Here is a 12,264-nt window from a genome sequence, read left to right as displayed (position 1 = left end):
GATAAGCAACGATATTTTTTGCATACTCAGCCTAAACAATTAAGCATATTAACTACTTGATTTAACACAGAGCCCTAGCTGCTAACAGCAGATAGCAGATACTCACCATAACATAGATGCGAATCATGGTGGGTGTTTGTATTAGCCTCGAGCGCATGCCTTATCCAAACCTCAGGTTAAATAATATAATTAACACTCAGGACTATGATTTATAAAAGCTTTCTAACTTGTCTAAAAAGTCGTGCAGTTTTTGGTTCATTTCGTCATAGTTATGACTCAGTAAAACGTCTGGCTCATCTACAAATGGATGCTGTAACGCGTCACTGAGGTCGTCATTTTCAATCAGTGATGCGACGATATCTTTGGTAAATTCCATATGGCACTGAAAACCGTATACTAGGTCTTGATAGGCGACAATTTGCCTTGGGCACCCCTCGCTATATGCAATCACTTGTGCTCCATTGGTGAGCCCCGGCATATCATTATGCCAATGACCGACATCCAACACTTTTCCAAAATGACTAAATAGTGGGTGTGTCATCCCGGCTTCCGTCAAGGTTATCGGATATTTTCCTATTTCACGTTCAGGGCTAGGTTCAAATACTGCACCTAACGCTTCACCAATGAGTTGCGACCCTAGGCATATACCAAGTACAACTTTTCCGGCGGTAATGGAGTTTAAGATGACTTCTTGCTCACCTTTTGCATCGAAGTGTGGGCATTGCTCAATAGTTGTCGACGGATCTTGAGGTCCTCCCATTACAATCAAAAAATCTAAGTCTTCGATATTTTTTGGGAGCGGTTCTCCTTGATAAACTCGCGAATAGGTAATGGTATGACCGCGTTTATTTGCCCAAGATTCATAGGCGCCGGGCGCTTCAAAATGTTCATGAACGATAAAGTGAATATGCATCTTTGTGCCTTTTAATTAATGATAGGCTGTAGATGGTATATTAAATTCGGATGGCGTAACTTATACTAACAGACGTTTAATGTTGATAAGTCGCCAAGATGCAAGCTAATGACCTCATCAAAGGTTCTCCTAATAAACAAATCATAACCAAAACGACGAATATGGCTTCTGGCTATATTGATGACTTTCACTCACATTCGTGGCATCAAATTGTGTTTCCTTTGCAGGGGCTGCTGCAATCAAGTATCGGCGATAAAAGCGGGATCGTACCTCACAATGGCATGCTCTTCATACCCGCAAATACAGTGCATAAATCCATAGCGATTACAGATACACAGTTTTTGGCGATTTACCTTAATCCCGACAAATATGTTCAGTATGGAGACGAACCAAAATCCTGTCTGGTAACGCCATTTATTAAAGCGTTAATACTGCTTCTATTTGAAAACGAGACGCTCACTCAAGCAGAGTCCAATATCACACATTTGCTAACTGTATTGCGAGATCAAATTGAGATCGCAAACCGTTATGAAATACCCTTGCTCATACCTACCGATAAACGCCTTTTATCCATTTTCTTACAGCTTAAAGAGCAACCGGATTTACCATTTACATTAAAGGAATGGGCAACAAAAGTGGGCGCTTCTGAGCGTACTTTGTCGCGATTGTGCTCGAGGGAGTTTTCTCAATCATTTTCACGGTGGAGACAAAATGTAAGGTTAGTTTTATCTTTGCAATTGTTAGAGTCGCAAAAGAGCATACAGGAAATTGCTATTGAGTTGGGATACGCTTCTGACTCTGCATTTGTACAAGCGTTTAAGAAATTGTTCAATCAAACACCGAGAAAATACCGAATTGCCAACTTACAGCACAACGTAAATTCATTTTGAGCAACTTCTGCTACTTGCACGTGACTCGCGCTATAGGCGCAAATATCTTATCGCGAATGCTTTTAAGTTCTTCTGGGTTTATGTAGTCTATTCTAGTTTTGATTATTGGAGGCATTTCGCGATGTTGCGAATTCTTTTATGTGCTAGCTTAGGATTAGCACCAAGTTTTGGGTTAGTTGCCAAAGAGGTAATGACCCCAGACAAGCTTTGGCAAGTAAAGCGCGTGAGTGCGCTTGGGTTATCTAAAGACAAAACCCATGTAATTTATCGAGTTACAACGCCTAGTGTTGAGAACAATGACTTTGATAGCAAAGTTTATCAAGTGCCGTTAAAGGGTGGGGCGTCTCAGCTTTTAAGCGCGTATCAAGGGATATTGTCAGACGACAACATTTCGCCAGATGGCAACAAAAAGCTATTTCATGACACCGTCAATGTTGAAGCTGTGCTGGCCACGGATAGACATAAAGCGCTTACGCAAGCAGATGCCTACGTGTTTGATGACTTAAACTACCGCCATTGGGATACTTGGAAAGACGGCAGTGTTAAACATGTGTTTTATCAGGACCTCACTACTGAAGAAAAAGTCGACATCATGAAAGGCATGCCTTTTGATAGTCCGACGTCACCATTTGGTGGTTCAAGCGACTATGTTTGGGGCCCTAAAGGTGAAAATATCTACTATGTCAGTAAAAAGCTGACTGGCGCAGAATATGCGAGCAGTACCAACACAGATATTTATCGTTATAACTTAGCGAGCAAGAAAACCACCAATCTAACTGAACAAAACTTGGGGTATGATAAAAGCCCTGAGTTCTCATCCACAGGGCAACTGGCTTTCTTACGTATGGATGAAGCGGGTAACGAGGCGGATAAAAATGACATTATCGTTAAGTTGGGTGACAGAGAAATCAATCTAACTGCGCACTGGGACGGCACGGTAAGCGCTTTTGAGTGGAGTCACGATGGTAAGCATATTTATTTTATTGCACCAGTTGACGGAACAATCCAGCTATTTCAAGTAGCGGTGAGCAGCAAAACCAAAGCCAACCCAAAAATTAAGCAGCTAACTAAGGGCATGTTTGATGTAAATAGCATTGTCGCTGCCTTAGATGATCAGTTAGTTGTTACTCGTAATAGCATGAATCAAGCAAAAGAGATCTTCCGCTTTGATCTGAATAGCAAAAAGCTTGTTGCGCTGACAAATGTGAACGAGGCGTTCTATGCTGATTTGGATTTACCGAACGTTGAAAAACGAATGGTAAAGACAAAAGACGGCGAAGACATGCTAACTTGGGTTATCTATCCACCTAATTTTGATAAGCGTAAGCAATACCCAACGCTGTTATACCTTCAAGGTGGGCCGCAGTCGCCGTTATCACAGTTCTATTCCTTCCGCTGGAACTTCCAAGTGATGGCATCACAAGGCTACATTGTGGTTGCGCCAAACCGTCGCGGTATGCCTGGACACGGCGTGAAATGGAACAAAGATATCAGCCAAGATTGGGGTGGTAAGGTAATGCAAGATTACCTAGACGCAATCGACGATGTTGCGAAAGAGTCATACGTTGACAACAAACGTATCGCGGCAGTTGGGGCGAGCTTTGGTGGTTACTCTGCGTTCTACTTAGCTGGCAATCACGATGGCCGCTTTAAAACCTTTATCGCGCACTGTGGCATTTTTGATTTGCGCAGTATGTACGGCACAACCGAAGAAATGTTCTTTGTGAACAACGAATTGGGTGGCGCGTACTGGGAGCAAAACAATGCGGCAATCAGCAAGGCATACAATCAGTTCAACCCAATCAGCTATGTAGATAAGTGGGATGCGCCGATGTTCGTGATCCATGGTGGTAAAGACTACCGTGTACCACTGAGCCAAGGGATGCAAGCTTTTCAAGCCGCTAAATTACGTGGCTTAAAGAGCCGTTTCCTTTATTTCCCTGAAGAAAACCACTGGGTACTGACACCGCAAAACGGGATAGTATGGCAGCGTGAATTCTTTAAGTGGTTAGAAGAAACTTTATAATTGATGTCACTACTATCAGCAATGAGTAGTTGACTAGTTGAGTAGTTAAGAAAATGCCAGATCACACAGTGTGTTGTCTGGCATTTTTGTTTTGTAGTTTACGCAGGTGCTGTGCAAGTATTGTTGTGCCCAAAGATTGGCGCCATACTGAATTAGTCAAAGGAAAATAGAAGGAAAATTAAATGATTAAAAGGATAATAAGTAGTTTTTGGTTACTTATGTTGGCTGTGAATACACAGGCAGCTGAAGAAGCATTAACGATTGATAGCGTAGTGCCTAACAATATGGAACTGGCTTTTCCGAATGATGCCAATATTTACCCAGATATCAGTGACTTCAAGGTACTTAACGCGGTACTGATGAGTAACGAAAACGGTGAGCGCTGGGCAATGATCACGATTAAAAACCAATCGAGTGGCCGCCGTACGTTAACACAAAAACATCTGTTGGCACTAACGGCGAACGGTCAAAGGATCGCGCCGATGAAGCTTTCTGAAAGTTTTGATGGCGGTGAAACGCTTTCCCTCACATTGGCTTTCGGTGAGAATAAGTTTCCGTTGCTTAATGTGTATACGCGTAATTAGTAAGCCTTACCATCACTTTTTACAACCATAGTCACTGTGCTAAACGTTGCGACTTAGGCAACCATGTTAGCACTTGATATTTAGCCTCTGACAAACTCAGATGTGATCCACATCAGCAATTCATCAATAAAAAATAAGCAATGCATCAAGTTTTAAAAGTTTTTATTTCATAAGCTTACCCAAAAATGGAGAAAAGCATGAAAATACTTTTAAAAAGTTTGATGTGGCTAAATTGCGCGTTGTTTGCGTTAGTTGGTCACGCTCAGATAGCCTCAAAGTTACAGCATATCACTGTGAGTTCAAAGTTAGTGGGAGGGCCTGTTGATGTACAAATATATCTGCCTTTTGATTTTGATGTTAACCGAAAGGAGCCATACTCAACGCTTTATACAACTGCGGGAGAGAGTCGTTTTGATGTACTGAAAGCTGAAGTGGACTGGTTGAGTCACACTAGTTTTTCACCTATCCCGCAACTTGTGATTGTGCGAGTGCCCAAATTGAATTTTGCTGGGGCTGACAAGTTATCTGACCAAGCGTATTTTGCCTTGCTAGCTCGCGTGTTAGCAAGTGAAGTTGAACCAACATTGATACGGCAATTTAATCTTTCGCCGTTTAAAGTCATTGAAGGGTACTCAAGCAGGGCGGCAATTGCTTTGAATTTATTAGGAAAGATGCCCGGGTATTTCCAAGGCGCGATATTGTCTGCGCCAGTTTGGAGTCAACTTCCCAAGCAACTAAAAGAAGATATTAGTGACAACATCGCCAAGGGCGAACTTACCAATAACCTATATATCAGTCTTGGCAGCTTTGACGAAAATAGGCCGTTTTTTGCTGCACTCGCCGTTTCAAAACGACACCAACACTTGATGTTGGAGGACTTAAGTCAACATCATTATCATGTAGGCGCACAGCTAGCGCTAAGACATGGATTACAACATATTCTTGGCGCAATAAAGCTTCAAGATTATGCTCAATTTGACAAGTCAGGCCTAAATGGGTTGCGAGAATATCACCAAAAACTAGAACAGCGCTATGGGTACTCGATTGATATTAAGGCCAATCAGCTTGCTCTAGGGCAATATTTATTCGCGCAAGGCAATACAATACTTGGAAAAAACGCGTTCGATGAGCTACTTACGACTATGCCTAACTCTGTTATTTACAATTTACGTTATGGGCAGACTCTTTTGAATTCGGGCGATACAACACAAGCAACACTTCAGCTAAAGCGTGCCTTGTTGCTAGCAACAGAGCAAAAAAATGAAGAAGCCAAGCAGTATATTGAACAAGTATTGTCTCGGCTTTAGCGTTATTAAGAGTAATATAAAGGTGGCCCACATGTGTGAGCCACCTTTATATTAGTGGTTTTCTGGCTCTGCTATTTTTACTTTAACTTGGTTTGCGCTAAGTGTTTTTGGTGAGTCAGCTAAAACCTTAAAAGGATGTAGTTGAACATCTGTGATCAAGCGAGTCTGCTCGTCGGATTTGCCCAATATGTCCAAAACTTGCGTGTTGATGTTATAGCGCCAGATAGTCGCCTGTTTGTCGGGAATAATCAGCTCATTCCCACGTAGGTAAAAACGCCAATGCAATGTGATTTTGTTTGTTATTGGCTGTGGTTTGAGCGAATTGTTGATGAGTACTTTTAAGTTTGGCTCATCTGGTGTGGCTATATAGACAGTACCGTTTTGCTGTATTTGTGCCCAGTGAACCTGCCCCTGATAAAGTGGCTGTTTATGGTTGGTTACAGGGTCGAAAAGTACTAGCTGTTTATTGCCAAGATCATTGATGAGAAGGTAGTTACTTCCTTTTATTTCAATTGATTGCATTATAATTTGCTTTTCAAATAAAGCAGGAAAAACTTCAACGCCAGTGACTAAATTAATTTTCAATAAGCTTTGTTTTGATGCTGCCCACAATTGTTTACCATCGGCTGTCCAAACAAAAGACGAAATATGTTTGTTATGGGTGAGCGGGATCTCTTGCAGTTCTTGCTTTAACCAAACTTCACTGGTACCTGTACGATTAGAGAGAAATGCAATGGCATTTCCACTTGGTTGAAATTGCCCTGAAAGCTCGTCGTAGTGGCTGATTGTAAGTCGGCTTGTAGAGTGGTTGTCTTGAATATTAATCTGCTTTTGTTCTCGGATTTGTGTCGCTAAATAGTTGTTATCTTTAAGATATTCAGTAATGTAGAACGATTCTGAGCCGATTGCAGGAATGGTTTGTACAAGCTGGAGGTTTTGGAAAATGTAGAGCGCAGATGCGGTTGAAAGTATATGTGTTGTATCTGGCCCATCTACTATCACTAGCGAACGATCCAATTCTACACCCGACAATTTTTCTTGTTGAAGAAGAGAAAGCTCGTTTTCTCTGCTAATCATATAACTAGAGAGATAAGCCTCTTTATCTGGATCTTGGATGAGTAAAGTAAGTTGACCCTCATTAAATGAGGACGCTAAAATTGTTGCAGCTATAGGTAAAGAAGTAAATGTGACTGAGTCTGAGTGCGGAGTAAAAAGGGCATACTCGTTATTGGCGATAAGTAACACTTGCTGACCCACCCAGTAGGCTTGCTGTACTTCTCTATTCAAGCAAGGAGAGATCACTTTTCTGGCAGCAAACCTTGGTAACACGACGATAGCTTGATGACACTTAGCTTGTGATTTTGTTTTGCGTGTTTCAATGAGTACTGCTTTTTTACCATCTTTGTTAAGCTGAGGTTTGCCAACAAAATCCAATGCACGGGTAACTAACTTAGTTGTTTGGAAATCCAAATCCTTTACTTTTAGTTCCGCTGCTTGCGGCGTTCTGGCCACATATAACAACCTTCTACCTGAGGTAAGTGTCGCAGTGCTTTCCAACTCCAATCCGTAACTTACAGGTGTAACCTCTGAAAGTTGGAAATTAGCTTTTGGCATCGTTGAATAGATAAACAACATACCGAAGAGGGTGATGAAAGCTGCGAAATAGAGAATATAGGCTCTCAGCTTTTGGCTTAAATCAGTATGCTGATCCCCAACTTGTAAACGATAGCCCTTTTTATGAAAAGTCTGGATAATACGTTTATCACTATCCCCAAGTAGTTTTCTAAGCTGAGCAATACATCGTTGAAGGGCATTTGGGGCGACGACGGTATTTTGCCATACAGAATTAAGTAAATGCTCTTGCGTAACAAGCGTTCCGCGATGCTTATACAGTATTTCAAATACTGCCAGCACCTTTGCCTCTAATTTGATTGTCTCATCAAGGTAGATAAGTTCACCCGTGGCTAAGTCTAGCTTACGGTTATTGATTGTTATCATTATTATTTGGGAACAGCAGTCGATACAGCTAGTCTATCTTGTATTGCCTATAAAAATAACCCATCAAGAGTTATTTAACTTTAGCAACCGAACCTTTATTAGAAAATTGGATCAGCAGGGTGCTGGTTCATTTTGAATTATAAACAGCCCCCTATTAATCGCGCTTGGCAGCCAAACTGCTAACTGCGCTCTCAATACTTGAGTCTCCATATTCATGCACTTAGCACAGTAGGTTATTGCTTCTTGATAGCGCAGCGGTTTTTCTCTCAAGTGCAGTAATAAATTCGCTTGCCAGTCATTTAATACATTCATTTTGATGCGATATTGTTGGCGCGATATTGCAATATGCGTTTGCTCAGGCGTTGGCAAGGTGCACGGTTTTGCTTGCTCAAGCTGGGTTATAAGAGAAAGCAAAGGGTAATCGGTTTGAATAAGTTGTACGGATTCTGGCACCGATATGACAAAGTCTTCGGCAATGCCGCAAAGGAGTTCAATCTCGTTTATTAGCGCTGTTGATTGCTCGGTTTCCGGTCCTGGTTTTAACAGTGCAAGCGCTTTGGCTCTTTCAAACTTAGCCAGCTCTGAAGGCAAGCTAAACATAGCTCGCTGGTGGGCATTAAAATCACCGGTAGGTTTAGTGTGTGCTAAAAAATCAGCGAAGCGTGAGCCTAGTTGATGTAGTGTCCAAGACTCTGAGGGTAAGGTGACAATAAAGGCTTTGGCGAAGGTGTCGAATACTTCGTCGCCCATAAACTGGCAAAGTAGAGCAAACTCCCCCCGAAGACATTCTACTAAACGCATCACATAGCCCGCAGCATAGATGTCTACTCTTCTCATGGCTCCCAGTGTTTTGTTACTTTTTACACAGTCATGCAGCGTTAAACCATGCGGATTTGCAGCGGTATTGAGCTTTTGTGGTAGATCGCCTCGTACCATCAAAACGGTGCTAAGCCATTGTTGAGTTTGCGTTAAGTCTGGCGTTTTCATTACGTTGATTCTGCTCGCTCATTGACGATTGGAGTGGACAGCGCGTTGGTGTTAGTAACTGTATCTTGCTTTGGAATATGCCCTGTCAGTACCAGTTTTGCTTTGCTTAACTCATCAACGAGTTCTGGAAAACTGGGGATATTGGCATCCCATTCTAGTAGGGTAGACACGCCACCCGTTAAGTGCTGCGCCAGTTGGTAAAGCTGCCAAACCTTGGCGGGCACCGGCTGGTCATGAGTGTCTATCAAACAATCACCGCAGTCACTAGGACCGGCAAGATGGATTTGAACGATGTGCTCATGGGGGAGTTGACGAATAAACGCTTCTGCGTCAAAACCATGATTAAAGCTACTAACAAAAACATTGTTTACATCCAACAGCATACCGCAGCCTGTTGCGGTGACTAACTCACTGAAAAACTCGCTTTCAGTGAGGGTTGAATGTTGAAATTCAAGATATGTTGATGGGTTCTCAAGCACTAAAGGCCGTTCTAAAAAATCCTGAACTTGGTCAACACGGTTGATAACGTGTTGTAGGCTTTCGTCAGTCAATGGCATAGGTAGGAGATCGTGACTATTCAAACCAGCAATGCCTGTCCAACACAAATGATCGGAAATAAGCTGTGGCTTAACGAATTCACTTAACTCCTTAAGCTTGCTTAAGTATTCAAAGTTAAGCGGGTCGCTGCTACCAATATTCATTGACACACCATGCATCACTAGCGGGTATTGTTCCTTTAACTGAGCGAGGACATGCCGGCCATATCCGTGATTATCTATATAGTTTTCACTGATGATTTCAAACCAGTCGACACCAAGTGATGTACCGCGCTCTAAATGGGACATAATAAAGGGATAGTGCTGGCTTCTTAGGCCAATACCAAACCCCAAGTCGGTTAGTTTTTCGATAGCGGACGCAGCAAGCTGCTGCGTCCGAATTGGATTTGTCATGCTATCTTTCCTATCAAGTTGATGGAGGAAGAGCTAGACGAATATCTGAAGGTTTTGGCTTCTCTTTAGGTTCGCCATCTTCGTTCAATAAACCATTGGCATTGCAGTATGCTTGCCAAGCAATATTGTATACGGCATCTCCTTGTTTATAAGGCATTAGCACATGATCTGCAGATTGATCGGTTGGAGCTTGTTGGCCTTTCGGATAAGTGTAATCAATAGCAGAGAAGCTGTTATCTTTTAGGTTAAACTTAAATAGCTGCATATCGTATTCTTGGTCTTCACCGGAAAGTTTTGGGAAGAGTTGAGAGGCTGAGATAGGCACAGCACACCCACCCAAGTTATTACACTTATTATCAGCAGGGGCACTTTTTGGCCCTGTTGATACGCTACCACCACAGCTACCGCCTGGCGTTGTGCTATGAACAAAACCACAGCCACCTTGTGCTTTACAGTCGTTACTTCCCTTACAACTATGATAAACCTCAGGAGGAGGTAAGTCATCCGAGCCGATGTTGGTATAGCTCATTCCTTGGCAGGCGTGATAAAGGGTGTTCGGATTTTGCGGGGCGATACCCGTTACTAAATCCGGCGCAATTCCCGTGGTTGCCCAGCAAATCGAAATCCTATCGCCTGAGCCACCCATTGCAGGGCCCGGAAACTCACTGGTTTTACCCGACCAATAACGGTCAAGTGCTGTAGTTAGACCTTTAATTGTGCCTACCGCAGATTGACTGAATAATTGATGCGTATTGCCAATATTGGACGAGAGTTTAAGGTTGTTAAGCGCTTTTACTACACTGCTGACGCAAGGTAGATTTGGGTTTTGCTTAGCTGCTTCATCACCGCCGTTGGGATCCAATAACGCCTCATTCCAGTTATTACCCTCAGCAAACCAAGTTGACCATGTCATGTAACGTTCGTCCGATTGACTTGAAGGCTTCTCAAAGTCGACAATGAGCTTCATGGTATCGGTAAATATTTGAAAGTGATCTTTGTATTTATTAGTGATCCGCGCACAAGCCGAACCCGAAATTGGGCCTTCACCGCAGCTTGCGGGATAATCCGCCTTCAATGCTTCTGCACTAGGTTGAAACTTCTCTTCTACGGTGCTGAGGTGGATATCATCCGCTTTAGCCACTTTAGCAGCTAGGAGGTTTTGTGCCCATTTTTCATCTGCCCAGCGTTTACAAATCATTTCTGCTACACCATCACCTTCACCTTGATCAGTAATGGCATTTACATTATTCATTAACGCTTCTTTTAATGCAGTATGATCTTCTTTTACGTTGAGTGAGCCTTTAATGCCAGGGAATTGTGGCTGATAATCTTTGTTACCTGGGCGCTCATTAAAATAGTCACGTTGAATGGTTGCGTAGTCGAGCAAGCTGGTGCCATCGTCATATTGGATCTGAATATAATCCCAATAGCTGAGGTACATGTGTCCAATCGAACCAAACAGCGGTAGGTTTTTCTCAGTGTAATCTGGTTTCCACCAGTCATAAGGTGCTTGCTCAAAATATTTTGGTCGTTTTGTGTCTTTGTTTGGTTCTAAATATTGTTCTTGGATAATTTTCTTTGCGTTTTCTTCCGTTTCTTCAATTAACATAAAAAGTAATGTCTGTTCTTTGTTGAGCTCAGTGGCATTAACACGAAGATCTTGTAACGTTTTATTTGGGAAAATTTGCTTAAAGTAAGCTTGAACTTCAGGGCTTAATTTAGACAAATCGTCACTGCAATCAGCAAAGTCCAAAATATGTGGAATACTACTTTGATTGTTATAGCACTTCCAACCAAACTTCTCGTCAATTAATGCTTGGCTAGTAAAGCTTGGTGTGAGGCCCAATTTGCTAGCCATGTTTGAGGCCAGTTGTAAGTGCAGCATTTCTTCAATAAAAACACTATACACACCGTTAAACACTTGCTGGTTCACAGAGAGTTTAAATGCGTCTTTTTGGTTGTTTGGGTCGTCATTGTCACCAACCAAAGCATCGATATTAAAAAGCGGTTTAAGCTCTACGTCGTAGCCTTTGTTTAGGCGGTGCTCTGGTATATATCCCGCTGTTGGACCAAGTCCTGGCCAGTAGCGACCGGGATAAAGATTTGAAGCGTCCGCAATCTGATGTGTACCTTGAATCGAGTAGAGGCCGGTCATATAAAGTGGGATCGTGAATAACTCCACGTTAATAGCGGCTTGTGCAATTGCTCTCAGACAAGATAAATCAGCAGCCTTATACTCGCTATTGCGTGCTTTAATTTGTTGTTTTTGTGCACTGCTTAAGAGGATGTTGGCATCAATTTCTTTATCTACTTCTACCGATGGGCCTGTTTTGTTCTGCACATTCATAGTTTGCTCCTTTGTGACGGTGAACGTTGTGCAATACCACTGGCTTAAATAAAAAATACGTTAGGATATAGGATATTTATCCAAGACAACTCAAAATTTAAGCAAGTTGATGTCGGTGAGGGATGAACACTCGTTATACAAAGTAGTCGTAAAAAAAGATAAGGTCGATTACGAGATATTACATGGTGGTAACTTTTTCATAACCTATTTAAGAGGCACAAAGCGAATAAGCAGAAAGAGATAAAAGAAGTGGTTTAAAGTC

General features: G+C 42.2%; 9 protein-coding genes. 4 read left to right on the top strand and 5 right to left on the bottom strand.

Annotated features, from left to right (window positions below; genetic code table 11):
* Positions 1-202: 202 nt before the first annotated feature.
* Complete coding sequence (locus A587_RS0111355) at positions 203-913, bottom strand: type 1 glutamine amidotransferase (protein ID WP_017217690.1); 711 nt, start codon at positions 911-913, stop codon at positions 203-205.
* A gap of 98 nt (positions 914-1,011) precedes the next feature.
* On the opposite strand from A587_RS0111355, the gene A587_RS0111350 reads away from it, so the two are divergent.
* The 4 genes from A587_RS0111350 (at position 1,012) to A587_RS0111335 (ending at position 5,720) form a co-directional block, all read left to right on the top strand.
* A complete protein-coding gene (locus tag A587_RS0111350) occupies positions 1,012-1,803 on the top strand; it encodes a helix-turn-helix transcriptional regulator (protein ID WP_017217689.1) in 792 nt (263 codons plus the stop codon).
* A 121-nt stretch (positions 1,804-1,924) separates the two neighbouring features.
* Positions 1,925-3,829, top strand: a complete 1,905-nt coding sequence (locus A587_RS0111345; protein WP_017217688.1) for a S9 family peptidase — start codon at positions 1,925-1,927, stop codon at positions 3,827-3,829.
* Positions 3,830-4,011: 182 nt separating this feature from the next.
* Positions 4,012-4,413, top strand: a complete 402-nt coding sequence (locus A587_RS0111340; RefSeq protein WP_017217687.1) for a hypothetical protein — start codon at positions 4,012-4,014, stop codon at positions 4,411-4,413.
* A gap of 197 nt (positions 4,414-4,610) precedes the next feature.
* Complete coding sequence (locus A587_RS0111335) at positions 4,611-5,720, top strand: alpha/beta hydrolase-fold protein (RefSeq protein ID WP_017217686.1); 1,110 nt, start codon at positions 4,611-4,613, stop codon at positions 5,718-5,720.
* A gap of 51 nt (positions 5,721-5,771) precedes the next feature.
* On the opposite strand, the gene A587_RS0111330 is transcribed toward A587_RS0111335, so the two are convergent.
* From A587_RS0111330 to A587_RS0111315, 4 genes are all read right to left on the bottom strand, one after another.
* The gene (locus A587_RS0111330; RefSeq protein WP_017217685.1) at positions 5,772-7,718 is read right to left on the bottom strand and encodes a winged helix-turn-helix domain-containing protein; all 1,947 of its coding nucleotides are present in this window, start codon (positions 7,716-7,718) and stop codon (positions 5,772-5,774) included.
* A 111-nt stretch (positions 7,719-7,829) separates the two neighbouring features.
* Positions 7,830-8,705, bottom strand: a complete 876-nt coding sequence (locus tag A587_RS0111325; RefSeq protein ID WP_017217684.1) for an HvfC/BufC N-terminal domain-containing protein — start codon at positions 8,703-8,705, stop codon at positions 7,830-7,832.
* Positions 8,705-9,655, bottom strand: a complete 951-nt coding sequence (bufB, locus tag A587_RS0111320) for an MNIO family bufferin maturase (protein WP_017217683.1) — start codon at positions 9,653-9,655, stop codon at positions 8,705-8,707. Before bufB ends, A587_RS0111325 begins: the two co-directional genes overlap by 1 nt.
* A 13-nt stretch (positions 9,656-9,668) precedes the next feature.
* Positions 9,669-12,002, bottom strand: coding sequence for a ferritin-like domain-containing protein (locus tag A587_RS0111315; RefSeq protein ID WP_017217682.1), 2,334 nt, complete (start codon positions 12,000-12,002; stop codon positions 9,669-9,671).
* Positions 12,003-12,264: the final 262 nt, after the last annotated feature.

It is taken from the genome of Pseudoalteromonas sp. NJ631 (assembly GCF_000276645.1).
Lineage (GTDB): Bacteria > Pseudomonadota > Gammaproteobacteria > Enterobacterales > Alteromonadaceae > Pseudoalteromonas > Pseudoalteromonas piscicida.
The sequence above is the reverse complement of the archived record's forward strand: the minus strand, read 5'-3'. Positions and strand labels throughout refer to the sequence as shown.

What these genes read in the sequence shown, in the direction of transcription:
- A587_RS0111355 (WP_017217690.1), bottom strand. Translation starts at nt 913, where the DNA reads ATGCATATTCACTTTATCGTTCATGAACATTTTGAAGCGCCCGGCGCC.
- A587_RS0111335 (WP_017217686.1), top strand. Translation starts at nt 4,611, where the DNA reads ATGAAAATACTTTTAAAAAGTTTGATGTGGCTAAATTGCGCGTTGTTT.
- A587_RS0111330 (WP_017217685.1), bottom strand. Translation starts at nt 7,718, where the DNA reads ATGATAACAATCAATAACCGTAAGCTAGACTTAGCCACGGGTGAACTT.
- A587_RS0111340 (WP_017217687.1), top strand. Translation starts at nt 4,012, where the DNA reads ATGATTAAAAGGATAATAAGTAGTTTTTGGTTACTTATGTTGGCTGTG.
- bufB (WP_017217683.1), bottom strand. Translation starts at nt 9,655, where the DNA reads ATGACAAATCCAATTCGGACGCAGCAGCTTGCTGCGTCCGCTATCGAA.
- A587_RS0111350 (WP_017217689.1), top strand. Translation starts at nt 1,012, where the DNA reads ATGCAAGCTAATGACCTCATCAAAGGTTCTCCTAATAAACAAATCATA.
- A587_RS0111315 (WP_017217682.1), bottom strand. Translation starts at nt 12,002, where the DNA reads ATGAATGTGCAGAACAAAACAGGCCCATCGGTAGAAGTAGATAAAGAA.
- A587_RS0111345 (WP_017217688.1), top strand. Translation starts at nt 1,925, where the DNA reads ATGTTGCGAATTCTTTTATGTGCTAGCTTAGGATTAGCACCAAGTTTT.
- A587_RS0111325 (WP_017217684.1), bottom strand. Translation starts at nt 8,705, where the DNA reads ATGAAAACGCCAGACTTAACGCAAACTCAACAATGGCTTAGCACCGTT.